The sequence below is a fragment of the Pseudomonas sp. Van50 genome (assembly GCF_055390755.1).
The window spans coordinates 4053867-4076412 of the sequence record NZ_AP024343.1; the positions used below are offsets into that span (position 1 = coordinate 4053867).

Consider the following 22546-nt stretch of genomic DNA (forward strand, 5'->3'; position numbering starts at 1 on the left):
ATGACACTCAACTCACTGGCCCGGCGCCTGATCGATCGATTCCAGCATGGCCTGCCGCTGTGCGCCGAGCCCTATCAAGCCATGGCCGAGGCCTTGGGCTGCAGCGAAGCCCAGGTCATCGACTGCCTGCACCATCTGCAAGTGGCCGGGACCTTATCGCGCGTCGGCCCGGTGTTCGAACACACCCGGGCCGGGGCCAGCACCCTCGCCGCCCTGGCCGTGCCCGAAGACCGCTTGCACCAGGTGGCGGCACGCGTCAGCCAATACCCGGAAGTCAATCACAACTATGCCCGGGAGCATCGCTACAACCTCTGGTTCGTACTGACCGGCCCCAACCGGGCCCACCTGGACAACATCCTCCAGGAACTGGAACACGACACCGGTCTCACGCCACTGGACCTGCCCATGCTCACCGCCTACCGCATCGACCTGGGCTTTGCCCTGGAGGCCACCCCATGAAAAACGCCCTGAGCGAGCAACAGTCACTGGCACTGCGCCGTCTGCTGGAAACCGGCCTGCCCCTGACATCGCGGCCTTTCCAGGCCCTGGCCGAGCAGATCGAGGCCAGCGAGCCCCAGGTGCTCGAGCAGGTGCAGCGCTGGCACGAACAGGGCCTGTTCCGGCGCGTCGGCCTGGTGGTCAACCATCGCGCCCTGGGGTTTGCCGCCAACGCCATGCTGGTGCTGGACGTGCCGGATGCCCTGGTCGATGAAGTCGGTCGGCGCCTCGGCCAGGCCCCCGGCATCAACCTTTGCTACCAGCGCCCGCGGCGCCTGCCACAGTGGCAATACAACCTGTTCTGCATGATCCACGGTCGCCAGCGCGACCGCGTCGAAGCCCAGGTCCAGGCGCTGCTGGAAGAACACTTGCTGGACGACCTGCCCCATCAATTGCTGTTCAGCACGCACCTGTTCAAGCAATGCGGCGCACGTTACGCCGCACCGGTCGGAGCCCGTATCGATGGATGACCTCGACCGCCGCCTGATCAATCGCCTGCAACTGGGCCTGCCGCTGGTCCGCCATCCTTGGCAAGCCCTGGCCCAGGAACTGGACAGCAGCAGCACTGAATTGCTCGACCGCCTGCACGAACTGCTCAACGACGGCGTACTCACCCGCTTCGGCCCGATGTTCGACATCGACCGCCTGGGCGGCGCGTTCACCCTGGCGGCGCTGGCGGTGCCCGAACCGCGCTTCGAAGCCATTGCCGAGCTGCTCGCCGACATGCCCGAAGTGGCCCACAACTACCGCCGCGAGCACACCTGGAACATGTGGTTCGTGCTCGCCTGCCCCAGCGAACAGGCGATCGACGACACCCTGCGGCGCATCGAACACCTGACCGGCCTGGTGCCACTGAACCTGCCCAAAGAGGAGACCTACCATGTCGGCCTGTATTTCCCCGTCTGAGGCTGCGTGGCAAGCGTCGCCACGGCTGGATGAAACGCCCTTGGCGTTGCGCCTGGTGGAACTGACCCAGGCCGGCCTGCCCTTGCTCGAAGACCCCTGGGCCTGGCTGGCCGAGCAACTGGGCTTGAGCGTGGAATCCACCCTCGACCTGCTCAAGCGCCTGCAGGTCGAAGGGGCGATCCGGCGCATCGCCGCCGTGCCCAATCACTACCGCCTGGGTTATCGCCACAACGGCATGACGGTCTGGGACGTGGCCGACGCCGACATCTCGCGCCTCGGCGCGCTGCTGGGGGCGCAGCCCTTCGTCAGCCACTGCTACCGGCGGCCGCGCCGGCCCGGCTGGCGCTACAACCTGTTCGCCATGGTCCACGGCCGCAGCCGCGAAGAAATCGACAGCTACCGCGAACACCTGCGCTACCTGCTGGGGGACGCCTGCGCCGCCGACGACATGCTGGTGAGCAGCCGCATCCTGAAAAAAACCGGCCTGCGTCTGACGCCTGTGGGAGCAAAGCTTGCTCGCGAAACAGGGGCGTCGGTTTTATGAAGGAGCGCATCGGCTTCATCGCGGGCAAGCCTTGCTCCCACCAAAGCCTTGCTCCCACAACGCGGGGATAAGCCGCGCTGAACCCGCACGTCGATCGAAATCGAAGGAGCGCTTTATGTTGAGGATCAGCCACTATCTGCGAGCCCTGGCCGGGCAATGCCCCGCCCCACGCGTCGCGCCACCGGGCAAGCACCGCCCGCCGGTGGTGATCTGGAACCTGCTCAGGCGTTGCAACCTGACCTGCAAGCACTGCTATGCGACATCGGCCGACAGCGTGTTTCGCGACGAACTGGACACCGCGGCGGCGCTCAAGGTCATCGATGACTTGCATGACGCCGGGGTGCGTGTGCTGATCCTGTCCGGCGGCGAACCGCTGCTGCGCGACGACCTGTTCCAACTCAGTGCCTATGCCCGCAGCAAGGACTTTTTCCTGGCCCTATCCACCAACGGCACACTGATCGACGCCTCCAATATCCAACAGATTGCCGCGGCGAACTTCGATTACGTCGGCATCAGCATCGACGGCCTGGAAGCGACCCACGATGAGTTCCGCCAGCTCAAGGGCAGCTTCGCCAGCTCCATGGCGGCCATCCGGCTTTGCCGCGAGCAAGGCATCCGGGTCGGATTGCGCACCACCCTCACCCAGCACAACCACGCCCAGTTGCCGCGCTTGCTGGACTTGATGGATGAGTACGACGTACAGAAATTCTATCTGTCGCATCTGAACTACAGCGGCCGGGGCAAGCGCAGTCGCAAGCTCGATGCCCATCAGCAGATGAGTCGCGAGGCCATGACCCTGATCTTCGAGCAAGCCTGGCACGACATCGAACAGGGCCGCGACAGTGACTTCGTCAGCGGCAACAACGACGCCGATGCGATCCTGTTGCTGCAGTGGGTATCCCGGCGCATGCCCCAGCACTACGCCGCACTGGAGCAGATGCTGCGGGCCTGGGGCGGCAATGCGTCGGGCAGCGGCATCGCCAACATCGACAATACCGGCGAGGTCCACCCCGACACGTACTGGTGGCAGCATTCGGTGGGCAACGTGCGCCAGACGCCGTTCAAGACACTCTGGTCAGACCGCCCCGATACCCTGTTGCTGAAGCTGCGCGAACATCCACGGGCCGTGGGCGGCCGTTGTGGGCAATGCCGCTGGCTGGACATCTGCAACGGCAATACCCGCACCCGCGCCTGGGCCGACGGCGACCTGTGGGGCCAGGACCCCGGCTGCCACCTCAGCGATGACGAAATTGGCCTGCACGCGATTCCCAGCGTTGCGATGCCCTGCGCCTGATAAACCGACGGCGAACCTGATGACGAACCAAGGAAGTCCCATGCCTGCCTCCATCGTTTTGCCCGCTGCCCTGCAATCACCCTTCAGACCGGGTGAGGTCGCCCTGGTCGGCGCCGGCCCCGGTGATCCGGGCCTGCTGACCTTGCGCGCCTGGAGCCTGTTGATGCAGGCCGACGCGGTGGTCTACGACCGCTTGATCAGCCCGCAACTGCTCAACCTGATCCCCCTGCCCTGCGCCCGGCACTACGTCGGCAAGGCCGCCGGCTGCCACAGCCTGCCCCAGCCACAAATCAACGAACTGCTCGCCGACCTGGCCGACCTGGGCCAACGGGTGGTGCGGCTCAAAGGCGGTGATCCGTTCATCTTCGGTCGCGGTGCCGAAGAGCTGGAGTATCTGCTGGCCCGGGGTATCGATTGCCAGGTGGTGCCCGGCATCACCGCCGCGGCCGGTTGCAGCACCTATGCCGGGATTCCCCTGACCCATCGCGACATGGTCAATTCCTGTCGTTTCATCACCGGTCATCTGCAACGCGAAGGCGACTTGAACCTGCCCTGGCAAAGCCTGGCGGATGACAGCCAGACCCTGGTGTTCTACATGGGCTTGTCGAACCTCGGCACCATCGCCACGCAGCTGATCGCGGCGGGCCTGGCGGCCGACACGCCAGCGGCCTTGATCAGCAACGGCACGCGACCCGACCAGCAGGTCCTGCGTGGCACCCTCCAGCAATTGCCGGAGATGGCACTGACGTGCGCCGAAGGCCTGCCGACCTTGACGGTGATCGGCAAGGTGGTCGGCTTGTTTGCCCATCAACTGCTGGAGCATCCAGCGCGCCTGCACCCGGGCATACCGCTCCAGCCCGGTATCGCGAGGGTGGCATCATGAGAATCGGCTGGCTTGCCCCGTTGCTGTGGATCAGTGCCGTCCACGCTGCCACGGCGCCTGAATCGGACCTGGCATTGGCCGAACGCAACTACCAGCAACACTGCCAGCAGTGCCACGGGGTCAATCGCATCGGCGCTGCCGGGCCGGCGTTGTTGCCCCAGAGCCTGAGCCGGATCAAGCCCGACGAGATTCGCCAGGTGATCGAGCATGGACGCCCGGCCAGTCAGATGGCGGCATTCGGCGCGGTGCTGGAGCCCGTGCAGATCGATGGCCTGACCCACTATCTCCAACGTCCGCCCGCCGTCGAACCGACCTGGAGCGAGGACGACACTCGCCGCAGCCATCGCCTGCTGGCGGATGTCGCCACCCTGCCCGATAAACCCCAGCACCACGCCGATCCGCTGAACCTGTTCGTGGTGGTGGAGGCTGGCGACCATCACGTCGATATCATCGACGGGGATCGCTTCGAGGTCCTGGCGCGCTTCGCCTCACACTTTGCGCTACATGGCGGACCGAAATTTTCGCCGGACGGACGCTTCGTCTATTTCGCCTCCCGGGATGGCTGGATCAGTCTGTATGACTTGCACAACCTCACGCTCATCGCCGAGGTGCGGGCCGGGCTCAATACCCGCAACCTGGCGGTGAGCAAGGACGGGCGCTGGGTGCTGGTGGGCAACACCCTGCCGGGCAACGTGGTGGTGCTGGATGCCCGCGACCTGTCGCTGGTCAAGACGGTTGCAACGGTGGGGCTGGACGGCCAGGCCTCGCGGGTCAGTGCGGTCTATACCGCGCCGCCGCGCAACAGCTTCATCGTGGCCTTGAAGGACGTGAAGGAGGTCTGGGAGCTGTCCACCGGGCCGAACCCGGACTTCGTGCCCAGGCGGATCGAGGCCGAGGATTATCTCGACGACTTTTCCTTCTCGCCCGACTACCGGCAGTTGCTCGCCACCTCGCGCAAGGCCCAGGGCGGCCAGGTGATCGACCTCGACACAGGGCGGATCGTCACCGACATCGCGCTGCCGGGCATGCCGCACCTGGGCTCGGGGACCTATTGGAAACGCGATGGGCACTGGGTGTTCGCCACGCCCAACATCAGCAAGGGGCTGATCTCGGTGATCGACTTCGACACCTGGAAAGTCATCAAGCAGATCCCCACCCTGGGGCCGGGTTTCTTCCTGCGCAGCCATGCCAACTCTCGCTACGCCTGGACCGATGTGTTCTTCGGCCCCGACAACGACGCCATCCACCTGATCGACAAACAGACCCTGGAAATCGCCCACACCCTGCGGCCCATGCCCGGCAAGACCGCCGCCCACGTCGAGTTCACCCGCGACGGGCGCTACTTGCTGCTGAGTATCTGGGACACCGATGGCGCGCTGATCGTCTACGACAGCAACACCCTCAAGGAAATCAAGCGCCTGCCCATGAACAAGCCTTCGGGCAAGTACAACGTCGGCAACAAGATCGAGTTCGCCGAGGGGACATCCCACTGAAAAAAGGGGGCTGATGCGCAGCCCCCGGGAGCAAACTTCCCCGCCACAAAAGACTGCGACGGTGTCCAGTTGGAATGACTATTGTGGCGAGGGGATTTATCTGTGGGAGCAAGGCTGCCCGCGATGAACGATAACGCGGTTCATCTGTTCGAATGCGGCGCGGCTATCGCGGGCAAGCCTTGCTCCCACAGACGGCGTCGGACCCAAAGGATCCAACTCTTACCAGGTGAGCACCGCGCCCACCGCAAAGGTGTCGGTGTCTTCGTTCTGCGCACTGGTGTCGTGGCCGTTGATTTCGAACTGGTTGTACTCGGCCACGAGCTTGAGGTTGTCGTTGATATCGTGGAACAGCGCGATGCCCCGGGTTTCGTAATCGGCGCCACTGCCTACCACGCCGTTGCCGTCGTCATCGGTCTTGCCGTAGGACAGCGCCAGACGGTTCTTGCCCAGCTTGTACGAGCCCTGCAACAGGTAGCCCTTGCTGTCGACATTGCGCAGGGTGGCTTCGCCGGCGTTGTTGGTGAAGAACGGGTTGATGCCCTTGGCCTGGAACCCCGAACCGGTGAGCGACAACCCACCCATCTTCGCCTGCACGCCATACCCCAGGCCTTTGGAAGTTACCGACTCGACGGTGGAATCGGTGTTGTCCGAGGTCTGGTAGCTGCCGTTGAGCCAGCTGTAGATCTTCGCCCCGCCCAGGTCGAACTGGTAGGTGATCTCGCTCTCGGTGCGCGGGTTTTCCTGATAGGCCTTGCCGGTAGCGCTGTTGTCGTTGGTGTCCACCGGGTCCATGATCCCCACCGCCACCCGCAGCCCGTCCATCACGGGTGTGCGGTAGGTGATCTGCGAGGTCGGGAACGGGTACGGGTAACCGCTGCCGATGTTGCCGAACGACACGCCACCGCCGTCCACCAGCCCCAGGGTATCGCTGACCTGACCATAACCGGCGAGCAGTTCGTCCAGCAGGATGTTGGAGCGGGCAAACAGGCCGAAGTCCTTGCCGATCAGCACTTCGCCCCACTCCGGGTTGGCCACGGTGCCGTAGAACTGGCGCACGTCGATGGCGGTGTCGGTGCCATTGGTTTCACTGTCGTTGATGGTCACCCAGAACGAAGCCCGGGCGCCGAGCTTGAGGTCATCGACCTGCTTGCCCATGTTGAAGCCCAGGTAGTTGGGCAAAAAGCCCATCTTGACCCGCGCCTGCCGACGGTCGTACTGCTCACCCGCGCGGTCCACGTCGCTGTTGACGTAAAAGGCGTTGATGTAGCCGTCGGTGGAAAAAGTGGTCTGGTCCTTGTCGTACAGCATGATTTCAGCGTTGGCCCAAGACGTCAGGCCCAGACTGGAAAGACCGGCGATGACCGCAGGCAAAAAACGCAGGCAGGTATTTTTATTGTTGTGCATGGCGCGCTCCGCAACAGGGGACGGGATGTCGGAGGCGATTATCGAAAGGTGCCAGGGCGCGTCATACGCTGCCTTGGAGGCAATTGGCGAATGCTTTGGCAGCGCCGGCCCGGCGCGGCAGTTTGGGTGTAAGACGGCGAGGTCGAGGGGCGCGACAGCTTGGGTGTAAGACTGCCTTGCCGACGGGTGCGATACTTTGGGTGTGGGCCGCTGGGTGGGCTGGGAGGATGTTGGGTTGGTGCTAAATACCACTGACCTTGTGGCGAGGGGTATCTAAGGGAGCAAGACCTGTAGGAAGCCTGTGGGAATATCTGTGGGAGCAAGGCTTGCCCGCGATGAACGATAACGCGGTTCAGCTATTCGACCGCGGCGCGGCTATCGCGGGCAAGCCTTGCTCCCACAGACCTTGCTCCCACAGGACCCTCTGCGATGTATCAGAACCTCGGCTTGACGGTCTTCCACTCCGGCCGGTAGCGCTGCATCTGCCGCACATCGTCGCGCTGACGGATACCGCAACTGAGAAACTGGTCATGCAGCTTGCCCAGCTGATCCCGGTCCAGTTCCAAGCCAAGGCCAGGCGCCCGGGTGATCTTCACGCAGCCGTCGACAATCGGCAGTTTGCCGCCCTTGATCACTTCTTCATCCGGCTCCTGCCACGGGTAATGGGTGTCGCAGGCGTAGTCCAGGTTCGGCACCGCGGCCGCCACGTGGGCCATGGCCATGAGGCTGATGCCCAAGTGCGAGTTCGAATGCATCGACACACCCAGGCCGAAGGTACTGCACATTTTCGCCAGGGCCTGGGTGTCCCGCAGACCACCCCAATAATGGTGGTCGGCCAAGACGATCTGCACGCTGTCCAGGGCCACGCTACGGCGGAACTCATCGAAATCGGTGACCACCATATTGGTCGCCAGCGGCAGCCCCGTGCGCTTGTGCAGCTCGGCCATGCCTTCCAGCCCTGGCGTCGGGTCTTCGTAATACTGCAGGTCATCCCCCAGCAGCTCGGCCATGCGAATCGAGGTCTCCAGGGACCAGTTGGCATTGGGATCGATGCGCAACGGGTAGCCGGGAAAGGCCTGTTTCAGCGCCTTGATGCACGCCACTTCATGTTCCGGATCGAGGGCGCCGGCCTTGAGCTTGATGCTCTTGAAGCCATAGTCCTGGATCATCCGCCGGGCCTGGGCGACGATCTGCTGCTCGTTGAGCGCCTCGCCCCAACTGTCGGGCGGGTACGGCGAATCGATGTGCTCGGCGTACTTGAAAAACAGGTAGGCACTGAACGGGATCTCGTCGCGAATCGCGCCGCCCAGCAGGTCCACCAGTGGCACGTTCAGGGAGTGGGCCTGCAAATCCAGGCAGGCCACTTCGAACGCCGAGTAGGCATTGCTCACCGCCTTGCTCGCATGGGAGCCCGGTGCCAGTTCGGCACCGGCAACGCTGGCCGGTTTCTGCGCGGCGACGGTCGCCTGGACGATGGCCCGCAACTGATTGAGGTTGAACGGGTCCAGGCCGATCAACTGGCTCTGCAACTGCTGCTGGATCGCCAGGGCCGGGGCATCGCCGTAGCTCTCCCCCAGGCCTATGTAACCGTTGTCGCTCTCGATCTCGATGATCGAGCGCAGCGCGAACGGCTCATGGATACCGCTGGCGTTGAGCAAGGGTGGATCGCGAAAAGCGATGGGTGTCACGGTGACGCGTTTGATCTTCATACAGCGGCTCCCGATGGGCCAGGTTTCAAGGCTTGCGATTTTTCCGGCTGATTCGCTTCGGCAACGGTTTCGGGCCGGCCGGACAGTGAGTTCGGGGTGTCGCGCTTCGGCGCGGTGCGGGCGAAAAAAATCACCACGGCGGCGACAAGCGAGGTCGCGGCCAGCCCATACAGGCCGCCCTCGATGGAGCCCGTGGTCTGTTCCAGGAAACCGAAAGCCGTGGGCGCGACGAAGCCGCCGAGGTTGCCGATGGAGTTAATCAAGGCGATCACCGCCGCCGCGACACGGGCATCCAGGTAACTTTGGGGAATCGGCCAGAACAACGCCGACGCGGCCTTGAAACCGATGGCCGCGAAACAGATCGCCACGAAGGCAAAGATCGGCCCGCCGGTGGTGGACATGAACATGCCGAACGCAGCGATCACCAGCGTCACCGCGACCCAGGCCTGCTGGAATTTCCATTTACCGGCCAGGGCGGCAAAGCCGTACATCGCGACGATGGAAATGATCCACGGACTGGAATTGAGCAAACCGACCTGGAAGTCCCCCAGCCCCCCCATTTTCTTGATCATGCTCGGTAGCCAGAACGTGGCGCCGTAGATGGTCAGGGCGATGGAGAAATAGATGAAGCAGAACAGCGCGATCTGTCGGTCGGCCAGCAACTTGAACATCGACGGCTTGATCACTTGCGCGGCTTCCCGGGCCCGCTGCTCTTCGGCGATGGCGGCGATCAATACGGCTTTCTCTTCAGCCGTCAGCCATTTGGCCTGGCTCGGGTGCGATTGCAGCCAGAACCAGACAAACCCGCACAGCACGATGGAGGCAAAACCTTCGATCAGGAACATCCATTGCCAGCCATGCAGGCCCATCCCGCTGATGTGCAGCAAGGCGCCAGACACCGGGCCGGAAATCACCGAGGCGATGGCCGAACCGCTGAGAAAGATCGCCATCGCCTTGCCGCGCTCGTTGGCAGGCAACCACTGGGTGAAGTAGTAGATGATGCCGGGAAAGAAGCCCGCCTCCGCGGCGCCGAGAATGAAGCGCAGCACATAGAAGCTGGTCTCACCTTGCACAAAGGCCATGGCCATCGCCGCCGCGCCCCAGGTGAACATGATGCGCGTCAGCCAGGCCCGTGCGCCGTAGCGTTGCAACAGCATGTTGGACGGGACTTCGAACAGCGCGTAGCCGACGAAGAACAACCCGGCCCCGAGCCCGTAGGCCGCGGCACCGATGCCCAGGTCGGTTTCCAGGTGACTGCGCACGAAACCGATGTTGACCCGGTCGATGTAGTTGACGATGAACATCACCACCACCAACGGCAGTACATGACGTTTGACCTTGGCCGCCGCGAGCGCCAGGGTGCTGTCATGGGTGGAGTCCGTTACGTTATTCAAGGGGTGCCTCCCGATCATTGTTTTTGTGGGGAACGGGACGATGATGGACGCGGTGGATTGTTCCCGTCTAATCTAACTTGGCACTTGATTGATACCTGGATTGAATCAATGTTTGAACTGGCCCAGTTGCGCTGCTTCACCACCGTGGCGACCGAACTCAACTTCCGTCGCGCCGCCGAACGCCTGAACATGACCCAGCCACCGCTGAGCCGGCAGATCCAATTGCTGGAACATCACCTGGGCGTCGAACTGTTCACCCGCAGCACCCGCAGCGTGGCACTCACCGCCGCCGGCCGGGCGTTTTTCATCGAAGCGCAGAACCTGTTGGAACAGGCACAACAAGCCGCCGTGGCGGCCCGGCGTTTCGCCCAGGGCGACATCGGTTCGGTGACCATCAGCTTCGTCGGCAGCGCGGTGTACGAGTTCTTGCCCAAAGTGATTGCCGAGGCCCGGCTGAAACAGCCCCAGGTCAAAATCGTCCTGGCGGAGATGAACACCTACCAGCAGCACGAAGCCCTGCGTGCCCGGCGCATCGACCTGGGCATCGTCCGCTCGCCGCTGCTGGAAACCGGCTATGCCACCGAGTGCCTGGTGCGCGAGCCCTTCGTGCTGGCGGTACCCGCCGGACATCCCCTGGCGACTGCCGACACGGTGAGCGTCCAGGACCTGGACGCCCAGCCGTTCCTCATGTACTCGCACTCCGCCTACCCGCCCTTCAACGAACTGCTCACCGGCATGCTCCGCTCGGCCCGGGTCGCGCCACAATTCGTCCAATGGTTGGGGTCGTCGCTGACGATCTTGGCCCTGGTCAACGCCGGCATGGGCCTGGCCCTGGTACCGCGATGCGCCACCAGCGTGGTGTTCAAGCAGGTGGTGTTTCGTGAGATCGACCTGGGCGAAGGGGTCCAGAGCGAGTTGCACCTGGTGTGGCGCGAGGACAACGATAATCCGGCGTTTACCATGTTGCTGGAGGGGATTCGTGGGGCGGTGCGCGAAGGGTTGTGAATGCGCCATCACGGCTAAAGAGTCTCCTGTGGCGAGGGAGCTTGCTCCCGCTGGGCTGCGAAGCAGCCCCTGGAATGGGTGCCGAGGCGTGTCAGGTTCATTGAGTTGTTTTTTTGGGGCTGCTGCGCAGCCCAGCGGGAGCAAGCTCCCTCGCCACATTGTTGTCGATCCCCCGAGGTGCTTTTGACCAGGCCAGGTTGATTTCGCACATTGCCCAACGACTCGGCTATTCCCGTTATCTTCGACAAGTTGTACGATGACAGACGAGAGCGACCAAGCCCTCATACGCTCCGGATACCTACAACAACAAGGAAATCCCCATGAAAAAAGCGACATTGATCGTCAGCTTCTTGTGCCTGTTCAGCGGTTACGCAGCGGCAGCCACGTCATCGGCCGAGCAGGAAGTGGCCCAGGCCGTCGACCACCTGACCCAGGCCATGCTGCATAAAGACATCCCCCAACTCCAGGCACTGGCCGCCGAAAACCTCACCTACGGGCACTCCAGCGGCAACATCCAGGATAAGAAAGCCTTCATCGCCGACATCGAAACGGGCAAGAGCGCATTCAAGACCCTGGAAATGCAAAACCAGAAGATCACCTTGTCCGGGGACACTGCGCTGGTGCGCAATCACTTCTCGGCACAGGCGCTCAAAGGCACGGAAGTGGTGCCAACGGAAATCGAGAACTTCCAGATCTGGCAGAAGCAGAAAGACGGCAAGTGGTTGCTGATCGGTCGTCAGGCGTTTCGGTTCTGATCGCTGGCTGAACGCAAAACTGATGTGATTCATTGTGGGGAGGAGGTTTTGTCAGGCTCCGGACCAGTGCTGCCGGTACTCCAACAGGAAGTCCACGAAGGCACGCACCCGTTGCGGCACATACCGGCCATGGGGATACAGCAAGGTAAACGGACGCGAGCGCCCCGCAAAAGGCGCAAGTACCTCCACCAATTGCCCATTGGCCAGCTCCTGCTCCACGATGAATTTGTAGGTCTGGAACAAGCCGGCGCCATGTTTGGCCAGCGTCACACCGCCGAGCACGTCGTCGGAACAGCAATACCCTCCTTCGCCGAACACCTCCTTTTCCTTGCCCTCGACATTGAACAACCAGGATATCCGTCGCCCGCTGCTGGGCAATTCGAACTGGATGCACTCGTGGTCGTCCAGGTCTTCAAGAACCTGCGGCGTGCCGGCCTTGCGCAGGTAATCCGGGGACGCGACCACCACCAGTTTCGCGTCTTCCAGCAGACGGGCGATCATCGACGAGTCCGGCTGGGCCCGCACCCGGATGGCGAGGTCATAACCTTCGGCGACGAAATCGATGTTTCGATTGCTCAGGTGCAGGTCCACGCTGACTTGCGGGTACAACGCCCGAAAGGCCGGCAGCAAGGGCAGGATCCGATGATGCCCGTAGGTGGTGGGCAAGCTGATGCGCAGTTGCCCGGACGGCACCGATTGCGCGCCCATCATTTCCTGTTGCGCCTCGACCAACTGCGTCAGCGCTTGCCGGCATTGTTCGAAATAGGTCTTGCCGGCTTCGGTCAGGCGGATGCTGCGGGTGGTGCGCACGAAAAGCCGTGAGCCCAGGCGCTCTTCCAGGCGAAAGATCGAGCGGCTCACCGCCGCCGGGGTAACCCCCGCCAACTGCGCCGCGGCCGTGAAACTGCCCGCCTCCGCCGCGAGGCAGAACAGTTCTATGCTACCCAACTGCAGGTCTTCGAAATGCCGCTTCATGATTCGTTACACCGCGTATCAACTGAAGTTTCCAAAGGCCTGTTTATCAGCCCGTGGCGTATAAATACAGTGGCCTTGCAACACGCGGGCGTTGTCCTGCGTCCATTTCCCATCAGCTGGAGTGCAACATGCCTTTCGTCAATGTGCGAATTACCCGAGATGGCGTCACCCGTGAACAGAAAGCCCAGGTGATTGCCGAAATCACCGAAACCCTCCAGCGCGTGCTGGGCAAGGACCCTCACTTGACCCATATCGTGATCGAGGAAGTGGATACGGATAACTGGGGTTATGCGGGGATGACGACCACCGAGTATCGAAGTCTTCCCAAGGAATAATCTCCCACCCTTGCGAGCCCGGTCCGATTGACCGGGCTTTTTTCTGCCTGCCAATCCGACAACCCAACAACACTGTGGGAGCGAGCTTGCTCGCGATGGCGGCGTGTCAGTCAACATCACTCCCGACCGACCTGACGCTATCGCGAGCAAGCTCGCTCCCACAGGGGTTATGTGCTGCCCCTGCCATTGATTACATGACGTATCAACTCAAGTACCAGAAGCCTTATTTATCAAACCCTGAGGCATCAATACCCTGATCTCAACCACCGCCATACAGGCGCATCGGTTCCATTCAATGCGATCAGGAGTCAATCATGAGCCTCAACAAAACCGTCATCATCACCGGCGCTTCCAGCGGGATCGGCCTGGGTTTGGTCAAGGCGTTCCTGGCCCGGGGATACAACGTGGTGGGCAATGCCCGCTCTCAGTCCGGGCTGGACGCTGCCGCCGCCCAGCTCGGCCACCCGGCCGGTTTCATGGCCGTGGCCGGCGACATCGCTGACCCGGCCACTTCAACCGCCCTCATCGCCCAAGCTGTCGAGGCGTTTGGCGCCGTTGACGGGCTGGTGAACAACGCCGGTTTCTTCCTGCCGAAACCCTTCGTCGAATACAGCCCCCAGGACCTGGACGCGCTGCTGGACACCAACCTCAAAGGCCTCGTCTACGCCAGCCAGGCCGCAGCGGCGCACATGATCGGGCGCCAGCGCGGCTTCATCATCAACATTTCAGCCGCCGTGGCGCTGCAACCGAACATCCAGGTGCCGGCTGCGCTGCCCGTGTTGATCAAGGGCGGCGTCAACCAGATGACCCGTGCGCTGGCCCTGGAACTGTCGCCCCACAACATCAAGGTCAACGCGGTCGCCCCCGGCATCATCGACACACCCATGCATGACCCGGCGCACCGCGACTTCCTCGACAACCTGGCCCCGGCCGGTCGCGTGGGCACCATCGAGGAAATTGCCGAGGCCGTGTTGTACCTGGCGGGCGCTGATTTCACGACTGGCGCGATACTGCCGGTGGACGGCGGGATGAGCACCGGTAAGTGGTAGGAAAAAACTGTGGGAGCGAGCTTGCTCGCGATGGCGTCAGGTCAGTCGGGATTGATGTTGACTGACACACCGCCATCGCGAGCAAGCTCGCTCCCACCTGGACTGCGACTGCCCGCGGCCTCAAAGGGTGTAGGAAATCCCAGCCTGTACCGTCCGCGGTGCACCTGGATAAGCATAGACGCCACCGAATGCACCCTCTTCGTAGTCGGCGTCAAACAGGTTCTTCAGGTCCAGGTTGAGGCGGATTCGCTCGTTGACCTTGTAGTAGCCGAGCAGGTCCACGACGGTGTAGCTGTCCATGGTAAAGGTGCTGGCCGCGGTATTGCCGGCCCGCTCATCGACGTACTTGGCACCTACGCCAAGACCGAGGCCCTTGAGGCCACCGTCCTGGAACTCGTAGACGTTCAACAGGCTGAAGGAGTTCTTGGGCACGTTGAGCAAGCGGGTGCCGGACGGGATGCTGATGTCCTTGGTCACTTCGGCATCTACATAGGCATAGCCACCGATCACCCGCCATTGCGGCGTCAAATTGCCCGCCACGTTCAAGTCAAATCCGCGACTGCGCACTTCGCCAGCGGCCACGTTGAATGTTGCATCCTGTGGGTCGGGCGTGAGGACGTTGCGCTTTTCAATCTGGTAGATCGCCGCGTCGACGCTCAACTGGCGATCCAGCGCTTCCCACTTGACACCCATTTCGTAGGACTTGCCTTCTTCCGGCTTGAACCCTCCACCCTGGAGTCTGGCACCAGTGTTGGGCTTGAACGAGCGTGCGGTATTGGCATAGACCGCCACGGTGTCGGTCAGGTCGTAGATCATACCCAGGCGTGGGGTGACAGCACTGTCGGTGACGTCCCAGTTCCGGCTACCAGGCGGGTTCTGGGGGACGAAACTCTCATACTGATGCTCGAATCGCTCAAACCGCGCTCCGGCCAACAACTTCAAGCGCTCCGTCAGCGCCACCTGATCCTGGACGAACACGCCAAACGTCTTGAGGTTCTCCTGGTCATCGGTGGGCTTGCGCGTCAGTGCCGGGCGTGGCTGGCCATGCACCGGGTCGAAGATATCGATCGGGTAGGCACCGACAGCGCCGGAGGAACGCTGGATGATGGACTGGTAGTCGTAGTCTTCATACTCGATGCCCGTCAACAACGTGTGCTCAAACCCGCCGGTGGAAAAATGCCCGGTGAGGTTGAGTTGGGTGTCACGGTCGGTCCACTCCAATTTGCGGTAGTTGAAGTTGCGCCCCAGGGTGCGGCCATCGGCGGCGATGCCGTTGCCTTCGACGGCATTGCCCTGCAGGGTGCCGTCGAGCCACTGGGTACCGCCAGCCAGGGTCCAGTCGTCGTTGAGCATGTGCTCGAAGCGCACCTGCAGCATGTTGTTGTCGTTGTGAAGCTTGCCGGCGTCTTTTTCGCCGAAGAACGTATCGCGCGAGGCGGTGCCACGCTGGCCGGCGTAATGGGTCAAGCCACGGTCCAGCGGATGGTTGTTGCGCATGAAATCGCCTTCGAAGGTCAGGCGCGTGGTGTCGTTGACCTGCCAGGAGACCACCGGCGCGACGCCGTAGCGTTCGGTCTCGACGTGGTCGCGGAACGTATCGCCGCCCTCGCCGATCACGTTCAGGCGATAAGCCAGGCGCCCTTCTTCGTCCAATGGGCCGGACGCATCCAGCGTACCGCGACGCATCCCCTGGTCGCTGACCTGGCTGCCCAGGGTCACCGTGCGCTCGGCCAACGGCTGCTTGGACACCACGTTGAAGGTACCGCCCGGATCGCCACGGCCATAGAGCATGGTGGCCGGGCCACGCAGGACTTCCAGCCGCTCGATGGTGTTGGCGTCCGGCATGTTCGGGTAGCCACGGTTGATCGGGAAACCGTTGCGGTAGAACTCCCCGGTGGTGAAACCGCGAACAGTAAAAGTGGTCAGGCCCTGGCCGCCAAAGTTGTTGGCCCGGCCTACGCCGCCGGCGTAATCGAGGGCATCTTGCAGGCGCGTGGCGCCAAGGTCTTCGACCACGTCGCGGGACACCACGGAAATGGATTGCGGGGTTTCATGGATCGCCGTGTCGGTACGGGTGGCACTGGCCGAACGGGTGGCGTGATAGCCCTTCACCGGTCCCTGTGCTGATTCATAGTCGGCGTTACCGACGATATCCGTGGCTTGCAACTCAAGGGAGGCCGGCTTGGCTGGGACTGGCTGTTCGGCCCAGGTGGAAACGGAGTAAGCCTGGAGCACACACAGTGAAACGAGAATCCGACGCATCGATGCACAATCCTAATGGAAAAAAGCCTCCACATCGGGAGGCTGACAAGAATGTGTCGCGAAAGATACAGCAACTCATTGCTGTTTGATATTTATTCCCATTAACGCCGGATATTTCGTAACTATTTAGTCAGCCATCGCGAGCAAGCTTTGCTCCCACAGGGATCTTCAGCGTACAAGTCTTATGATTGGCCGCTACTCTCCCTCAGTGGGAGCAAAGCTTGCTCGCGATAGCGCCAGAACAATCTCCCCACACTCTACTGGCCCGCCCCAATCGATTCCTGTGCGACCCGCTGGAAAAACGTCTGCGCCCGAACATCCTGGGTATACGCCACATTCAACCGCAACCAATCGCACGCCTCCCCCTGGGGCAGGAACGTCGAGCCCTGGGACAGTTGGATCTGCAACTCCCGGGCGATCTGCTGCACCCGTTGTGCCACCAGGCACCGAGGCCTGGCCCAGACGAACATCCCCCCATCGGCTCGGCAAACACCTCCCAGTGGGCCGGGTCCAGTTGGCGCAGCGTACTTGCCATCTGCTTGTTCAGGCGTTGGCGCAAGCGTTGGATCAGCTTGCGATAAGCACCGTTGGCCAGCAACGTCGCTACCACGTTTTCCGCCAGCAGCGAACAACCGATGCCGGTAATCATCTTGACTTCGGCCAGGCGCCGGATGATGTCGGGCTGGGCGACGACATAACCGATGCGCAGCGAACTGGACAAGGTCTTGGAAAAACTCGCCAGGTAGATCACCCGGTCCAAGGCATCCAGGGAAGCCAGGCGGGACGTCGGGCCATTCTGGAAATCGGCGTAGATGTCGTCCTCGATGAGGCGAAAGTCGTGGACCGTCGCCAGTTGCAGCAGACGATAGGCCACGCTCGGCGCCAGGCTGGTGCCGGTGGGATTCTGGTACATGCTGTTGATGAAGAAATACGAGGGTTTGTGCTCGCCGAGAAGCTGTTCCAGGCGGGCGATGTCCGGGCCCAGGGCAGTCCTCGGCACCGCCACGGTCTTGACCCCCTGCAGCCTCAGCAGATTGAACAGGTTGTAGTAGCCGGGGCTTTCCACCAGCACCAGGTCACCGGGCTTGAGCAGGGTTCGCACCAGCAGGTCGAGGCCCTGGCTGGCGCCTTGGGTGGTGATGATCTGTGCCGGGTCGACGTGAATGTCGATCAGGCCCAGGCGTTTTTGAAGGTGCAGGCGCAGATGAGGCGAACCCAACGGGGTGCTGTAGTTGAACAACGCGTGGTTGTCGCTGCGCACCACCTGGCGGATCGCCTGGCCCAGGTCGGTGTCGTCGCGCCAGGCGTCGGGCAGCCAGCCGCAACCGAGCTTGAGCTGCGTCGACTCATTGTCGAACAACCGCCACGACGGGTTATCCGTTTCAGCTATCGGCTCAACCGGCAGGGCCACCTGTTGCGCGACAAAAAAGCCCGCGCCATGGCGAGACTCCAGCACCCCGCTGGCAACCAGTTGGTCATAGGCCTTGATCACGCTCGACAGGCTCAGGCCATTTTCCCGGGCCAGCTGGCGAATGGACGGCATTCGCGCGCCGGGGCGAATGCCATGGGCGTTGATCCAGCCCGTGAGGTGCGTCACGAGCTGCCGGATCATGGGCTCGGCAGTGTTGCGATCAATCTTCAGGTCCACGGCGGGCACTCTTGGCTAAGTGTTCTCGATTTTCTAGAAAACAGTTAAACACAAATGACCGGCGTCTGTTCCTTGTTTGCGTTGTGCCCGGCGGCGATAGTCCCCGGGACTTCATGCGCACCCTTTAAGGAACACTCTTGAACCCACAGCATCGACATGCCTGGGGGCTGGCTTTCGGCCTCTGCCTGATCACCCTCGCGGTCAACCTGCAGGCGCCGCTGTACACCACCTACGCGCAATTGTCCGGCTCCGGGGCCGGGGCCACGGCGGTGGCGTTTTCCGGTTATGTGCTGGGCGTGCTGCCGGTCCTGCTGGCGTTCGGTGGGTTGGCCGACCGGGTGGGCCGCAAGCCGTTGATCCTGGTGGCGCTCGGGCTGTCGATGTTGGCGACGCTGGTGACGTTGCTCTGGCCGAGCCTGGTGGCGCTGGGTGTCGCGCGCTTGATGATGGGGGTCGGCACCGGGCTGGCCTCGGCCACGTCGACCGCCTATATGACAGAGCTCATGGCAACTCGCGATACCCGCTCGCCGGCCAACCGGGTCACCGCCAGCACCTCCCTGGGTTTTGGCCTGGGCGCGGCGTTGACCAGTCTGTTCCTGTTCGTCCATCCCAGCGCCACGCCCGGCAGCTTCTGGCTGCAGCTGCTGTTGGCCGCCCTGGCGATTGTCGTGGTCTGGCGGCTGCCGGACCCGGCGCTGAAAATCAAAGACGCGCCGCTGCTGCGCCTGCCTTTGTTTCCCGCCGGCAGCCTGCCCTACAGCTTTTCCATGCTATTGGCCTGGGCGACTTCGGGCCTGGTCATCGCCATATTGCCGTCGGTGCTGGCAACCCACGACTTGCAGCGTTGGTCGGGCCTGTCGACCTTCACGGTCATCAGTTGCGGCTTGCTCTTCCAGCCTTGGGTGCGGCGCATGTCGCCGGCCAGGGCCACGGGCCTGGGGCTGTTGATCCTGCCGGTGAGCTATGCCTTGCTGGCCTGGGGCGCGAGCGCCGGCTCCCTGCTCGCCGTGTTGCTGGGAGCGCTGGGCGCCAGCAGCGCTTGCTACGGTTTCCTGTACCTGGGTGGGTTGTCGGCCGTCACGGCCATGGCCGGCGCGGAAAAGGCTCGGGTCAGTGCCGGTTTTTTCCTGTTCGCCTATGTCGGGTTCAGCATCCCGGTGGTGGTGACCGGGTTGCTGGCCGATCATTTCGGCGCGGACGTGGCGTTGATCGTATTCGGCCTGGCGTTGTTGGCTGGGGTGTCTGTTACCGGATGGCGCATCGTCCGGACTGAGGCTTATGTGAGCCACCTGTCCCACGGCTGAACACACCAACCTGTGGCGAGGGAGCTTGCTCCCTCGCCACAGGGGGCTGGCTGAAGGATTGGGGGAAGCCTTGGACAGCTCGACACTGCGCTCGGCAAAGTCGTATACCATATCCCCACCTAAGCCGAACGACCCGCCGCCGTGACTTTATCCAAGTTCAACCTGCCTGACCTGGGCAACACCCCTTCCACCTCGGAAATCATCACCCGCCACCTGCGCGATGCCATCGTGGCTGGGCATTTTGCCGAGGACGAGCCGATTCGCCAGGATGACATCGCCCGCCAGTTCAACGTCAGCAAGATCCCCGTGCGCGAGGCCCTCAAGCGCCTGGAGGCCGAGGGCCTGGTGATGTTCCAGCGCAATCGCGGGGCGATGGTGACGCGCATTTCCGAGGCGGAGCTGGCGCAGATGTTCGAAGTGCGCATGCTGCTGGAAGACAAAGTGCTGCGCCTGGCGATTCCCAACATGACCGAAGACACCTTCGCCCGCGCCGAAAGCATCTGCCGGGAGTTCGTCGGTGAAGACGACGTCGGGCGTTGGGCCGAACTGAACTGGCAACTGCACGCCTGTCTCTACGAACCGGCGCAACGGCCGTTCATGGTGAGCCTGATTCGCTCGGTCCACGACAAGCTGGAGCGTTACTTGCGCATGCAGATGAGCCTTTCGGCCGGTAAGGACCGTGCCGATCACGAGCACCGGGAAATCATCAAGGCCTGCCGCGCCGGTGATGTCGAGCGGGCCGTGGCGCTGCTGGACGAGCACATCGCCGGGGTCTGCGAGACCTTGTTCAAGTTCCTGCCTTCCAGCCATTGATGGGCCAACGTTGTGCCGATTTCGTCATCGGCGACAGATAAAACCATCAAGCCTTCAGCCCTGGGCGCGAGCCACGCTTACCGTCACTCACCTGAACGGACGTGGCCCTCCCATGAAACGCATCACCGTGATCGATTCCCATACCGGCGGCGAACCGACCCGACTGGTCACCGACGGTTTTCCTGACCTGGGCCAGGGCAGCATGGCCGAGCGCAAGCAACGCCTGGCCGCCGAGCATGACGCCTGGCGCACCGCCTGCGTGCTGGAACCCCGGGGCAGCGATGTACTGGTGGGGGCGCTGCTCTGCGAGCCGGTGGACCCGAGCGCCTGTGCCGGCGTGATCTTTTTCAACAACAGCGGCTACCTGGGCATGTGCGGCCACGGCACCATCGGCCTGGTGGCGTCATTGGCCCACCTGGGCAGGATCGGCCCCGGCGTGCACAGCATCGAAACCCCGGTGGGCACGGTACAGGCAACCTTGCACGAAGACCGCTCGGTCAGCGTGCGCAACGTGCCGGCCTATCGTTACCGCAAGGCACTGGCCCTGGAAGTGCCCGGCATCGGCCAGGTGGTGGGCGATGTGGCCTGGGGCGGCAACTGGTTTTTCCTGATCGCCGAACATGGCCAGCGCGTGGCCGGCGATAACCTCGACGCATTGACCGCCTACACCTACGCCGTACAGCAAGCCTTGGAGCAACAGGGCTTTCGCGGCGAGGACGGCGGCCTGATCGACCATATCGAACTGTTTGCCGATGACCCGCAAGCCGACAGCCGCAACTTCGTGCTCTGCCCGGGCAAGGCCTATGACCGCTCCCCTTGCGGCACCGGCACCAGCGCCAAACTGGCGTGCCTGGCGGCCGATGGAAAACTGCAGCCTGGGCAGATCTGGCGCCAGGCCAGTGTCATTGGCAGCGAGTTCGAAGGCTCCTACGAACACTCGGGCGAGCGCATCGTGCCAACCATTCGCGGTCGCGCCTACATCAGTGCCGAAACCACCCTGATCATCGAAACCGACGACCCGTTCGCCTGGGGCATTCGCCCGTGAGCAAGGGCCATGTCGCCGACGTGATCGTCATCGGCGCGGGCATCATTGGCGCGGCCTGTGCCCAGGCATTGGCCCGGCGCAACGTCAACGTGTTGGTGCTGGACGCCGGTTGGCACGGCGCCACGGCGGCCGGCATGGGGCATCTGCTGGTGCTGGATGACAACCCGGCGGAACTGGCCCTCAGTCAATACTCCCTGCAACGCTGGCGCGAACTGGCACCGGCCCTGCCCGAGGGTTGTGCCTGGCGCAACAACGGCACCTTGTGGCTGGCGGCCAATGCCGAAGAAATGGCCGTGGCCCAGAGCAAATACCTGAACCTGCTGGCCCATGGCGAAGCCTGCGAATTGATCGGCCAAGCCGCTCTGCATCAGCGGGAACCCGAGCTACGCCCAGGGTTGGAAGGCGGGCTGCTGATCAAGGGCGACGGCATCCTCTACGCTCCGGCAGCCGCCCGCTGGATGCTGGACGCGCCTAACATTCGCCAGCAGCGGGCACAGGTCAGCGAAGTCGACGGTCACCGCGTGCGCCTCGACGACGGTCGCTGGCTGAGCGCCGACGCGGTGGTCCTCGCCAATGGCATCCAGGCCACCGAGTTATGCCCGGAACTGCCGATCGAGCCGAAGAAGGGCCACCTGCTGATCACCGACCGCTACCCCGCCACCGTCACTCACACCCTGGTGGAACTGGGCTACGTCACCAGCGCCCATAACGCCAACGGGCCGTCGGTGGCGTGCAATATCCAACCACGCCCGACCGGACAATTGTTCATCGGCGCCTCACGGCAGTTCGGCAGCGTCGATCCGCAGGTGGAAGGCTGGATGCTGGCGAAGATGCTCAAGCGCGCCGTCGAATACATGCCAGGGTTGGCGCATCTGAACGGCATCAGGGCCTGGACCGGTTTTCGCGCGGCGAGCCCCGACGGCTTGCCGCTGGTGGGACAACATCCACAGCGCAAGGGGCTGTGGCTGGCGGTCGGTCACGAAGGCCTGGGCGTCACCACTGCGCCCGCGACGGCCGACTTGCTGGTGGCGCAGCTGTTCGACGAAACCTCGCCGCTGGCGCCTCAAGCTTACCTGCCGCAGCGTTTCCTTGGAGAGCCGGCCCATGCCTGAAGCCCGACACAAGTTCTTGTGGCGAGGGAGCTTGCTCCCGCTGGATGGCGCAGCAGTCCCCTGGATTGGCCCGACACACCGAGTTGTCAGATCGTTGTCGGGGCCGCTGCGCGCCCCA

General features: G+C 63.0%; 20 protein-coding genes and 1 pseudogene. 15 read left to right on the forward strand and 6 right to left on the reverse strand.

From position 1 onward, the window contains the following. From ACZ5M5_RS17150 to ACZ5M5_RS17180, 7 genes are all read left to right on the forward strand, one after another. Positions 1-459, forward strand: coding sequence for an Lrp/AsnC family transcriptional regulator (locus tag ACZ5M5_RS17150; protein WP_192261293.1), 459 nt, complete (start codon positions 1-3; stop codon positions 457-459). After that, the gene (gene ahbB / locus ACZ5M5_RS17155; RefSeq protein ID WP_464737666.1) at positions 456-968 is read left to right on the forward strand and encodes a siroheme decarboxylase subunit beta; all 513 of its coding nucleotides are present in this window, start codon (positions 456-458) and stop codon (positions 966-968) included. Before ACZ5M5_RS17150 ends, ahbB (ACZ5M5_RS17155) begins: the two co-directional genes overlap by 4 nt. Continuing rightward, positions 961-1404 (forward strand): Lrp/AsnC family transcriptional regulator, encoded by a 444-nt coding sequence (locus ACZ5M5_RS17160; RefSeq protein ID WP_464737667.1) that lies wholly within the window; start codon positions 961-963, stop codon positions 1402-1404. Before ahbB (ACZ5M5_RS17155) ends, ACZ5M5_RS17160 begins: the two co-directional genes overlap by 8 nt. After that, positions 1379-1948 (forward strand): siroheme decarboxylase subunit beta, encoded by a 570-nt coding sequence (gene ahbB / locus ACZ5M5_RS17165; protein WP_464737668.1) that lies wholly within the window; start codon positions 1379-1381, stop codon positions 1946-1948. The genes ACZ5M5_RS17160 and ahbB (ACZ5M5_RS17165) overlap by 26 nt, the downstream gene beginning before the upstream one ends. Positions 1949-2063: 115 nt before the next feature. After that, a complete protein-coding gene (gene nirJ, locus ACZ5M5_RS17170) occupies positions 2064-3242 on the forward strand; it encodes a heme d1 biosynthesis radical SAM protein NirJ (protein WP_464737669.1) in 1179 nt (392 codons plus the stop codon). 40 nt (positions 3243-3282) lie between these two features. Next, positions 3283-4125 (forward strand): uroporphyrinogen-III C-methyltransferase, encoded by an 843-nt coding sequence (gene cobA / locus ACZ5M5_RS17175; protein ID WP_464737670.1) that lies wholly within the window; start codon positions 3283-3285, stop codon positions 4123-4125. Continuing rightward, positions 4122-5618 (forward strand): cytochrome D1 domain-containing protein, encoded by a 1497-nt coding sequence (locus tag ACZ5M5_RS17180; protein WP_464737671.1) that lies wholly within the window; start codon positions 4122-4124, stop codon positions 5616-5618. The genes cobA and ACZ5M5_RS17180 overlap by 4 nt, the downstream gene beginning before the upstream one ends. Before the next feature lie 219 nt (positions 5619-5837). Here ACZ5M5_RS17180 and ACZ5M5_RS17185 read toward each other — a convergent pair whose 3' ends face one another. From ACZ5M5_RS17185 to ACZ5M5_RS17195, 3 genes are all read right to left on the reverse strand, one after another. Beyond that, complete coding sequence (locus ACZ5M5_RS17185) at positions 5838-7022, reverse strand: porin (RefSeq protein ID WP_060742065.1); 1185 nt, start codon at positions 7020-7022, stop codon at positions 5838-5840. A 434-nt stretch (positions 7023-7456) separates the two neighbouring features. Continuing rightward, the gene (locus ACZ5M5_RS17190) at positions 7457-8731 is read right to left on the reverse strand and encodes a glucarate dehydratase family protein (protein ID WP_192261299.1); all 1275 of its coding nucleotides are present in this window, start codon (positions 8729-8731) and stop codon (positions 7457-7459) included. Further along, positions 8728-10125: an MFS transporter gene (locus ACZ5M5_RS17195; RefSeq protein ID WP_464737672.1), complete on the reverse strand. Its 1398-nt coding sequence runs from the start codon at positions 10123-10125 to the stop codon at positions 8728-8730. Before ACZ5M5_RS17195 ends, ACZ5M5_RS17190 begins: the two co-directional genes overlap by 4 nt. A gap of 108 nt (positions 10126-10233) precedes the next feature. On the opposite strand from ACZ5M5_RS17195, the gene ACZ5M5_RS17200 reads away from it, so the two are divergent. Together ACZ5M5_RS17200 and ACZ5M5_RS17205 are read left to right on the forward strand one after the other, a co-directional pair. Beyond that, positions 10234-11130 carry a LysR family transcriptional regulator gene (locus ACZ5M5_RS17200; RefSeq protein ID WP_060742062.1) on the forward strand — a complete coding sequence of 299 codons (897 nt, stop codon included), beginning with the start codon at positions 10234-10236 and terminating at the stop codon, positions 11128-11130. Positions 11131-11450: 320 nt separating this feature from the next. Further along, positions 11451-11885 (forward strand): nuclear transport factor 2 family protein, encoded by a 435-nt coding sequence (locus ACZ5M5_RS17205; RefSeq protein WP_060742061.1) that lies wholly within the window; start codon positions 11451-11453, stop codon positions 11883-11885. 51 nt (positions 11886-11936) lie between these two features. On the opposite strand, the gene ACZ5M5_RS17210 is transcribed toward ACZ5M5_RS17205, so the two are convergent. Then, positions 11937-12860 (reverse strand): LysR family transcriptional regulator, encoded by a 924-nt coding sequence (locus ACZ5M5_RS17210; RefSeq protein ID WP_407806528.1) that lies wholly within the window; start codon positions 12858-12860, stop codon positions 11937-11939. 128 nt (positions 12861-12988) lie between these two features. Here ACZ5M5_RS17210 and ACZ5M5_RS17215 point away from each other — a divergent pair, with 128 nt between their 5' ends. Together ACZ5M5_RS17215 and ACZ5M5_RS17220 are read left to right on the forward strand one after the other, a co-directional pair. Next, positions 12989-13195 carry a tautomerase family protein gene (locus tag ACZ5M5_RS17215; RefSeq protein ID WP_092172994.1) on the forward strand — a complete coding sequence of 69 codons (207 nt, stop codon included), beginning with the start codon at positions 12989-12991 and terminating at the stop codon, positions 13193-13195. 314 nt (positions 13196-13509) lie between these two features. Continuing rightward, positions 13510-14244, forward strand: coding sequence for an SDR family NAD(P)-dependent oxidoreductase (locus ACZ5M5_RS17220; protein ID WP_060742058.1), 735 nt, complete (start codon positions 13510-13512; stop codon positions 14242-14244). Positions 14245-14364: 120 nt separating this feature from the next. Here the strand turns inward: ACZ5M5_RS17220 and ACZ5M5_RS17225 are convergent, their stop codons facing one another. Together ACZ5M5_RS17225 and ACZ5M5_RS17230 are read right to left on the reverse strand one after the other, a co-directional pair. Then, the gene (locus ACZ5M5_RS17225) at positions 14365-16506 is read right to left on the reverse strand and encodes a TonB-dependent siderophore receptor (protein ID WP_464737673.1); all 2142 of its coding nucleotides are present in this window, start codon (positions 16504-16506) and stop codon (positions 14365-14367) included. A gap of 257 nt (positions 16507-16763) precedes the next feature. Continuing rightward, positions 16764-18154 (reverse strand): annotated as a pseudogene (locus tag ACZ5M5_RS17230) (aminotransferase-like domain-containing protein). Between the two features lie 137 nt (positions 18155-18291). Between ACZ5M5_RS17230 and ACZ5M5_RS17235 the strand changes: the two are divergent. From ACZ5M5_RS17235 to ACZ5M5_RS17250, 4 genes are all read left to right on the forward strand, one after another. Further along, a complete protein-coding gene (locus ACZ5M5_RS17235; RefSeq protein WP_464737674.1) occupies positions 18292-19458 on the forward strand; it encodes an MFS transporter in 1167 nt (388 codons plus the stop codon). 141 nt (positions 19459-19599) lie between these two features. Then, positions 19600-20271 carry a GntR family transcriptional regulator gene (locus tag ACZ5M5_RS17240; protein ID WP_060742054.1) on the forward strand — a complete coding sequence of 224 codons (672 nt, stop codon included), beginning with the start codon at positions 19600-19602 and terminating at the stop codon, positions 20269-20271. Between the two features lie 112 nt (positions 20272-20383). Continuing rightward, entirely contained in the window at positions 20384-21316 is a 933-nt protein-coding gene (locus ACZ5M5_RS17245; RefSeq protein ID WP_464737675.1) for a 4-hydroxyproline epimerase, read from the forward strand. Further along, complete coding sequence (locus ACZ5M5_RS17250) at positions 21313-22428, forward strand: NAD(P)/FAD-dependent oxidoreductase (protein WP_060742052.1); 1116 nt, start codon at positions 21313-21315, stop codon at positions 22426-22428. The genes ACZ5M5_RS17245 and ACZ5M5_RS17250 overlap by 4 nt, the downstream gene beginning before the upstream one ends. Positions 22429-22546 lie beyond the last annotated feature (118 nt).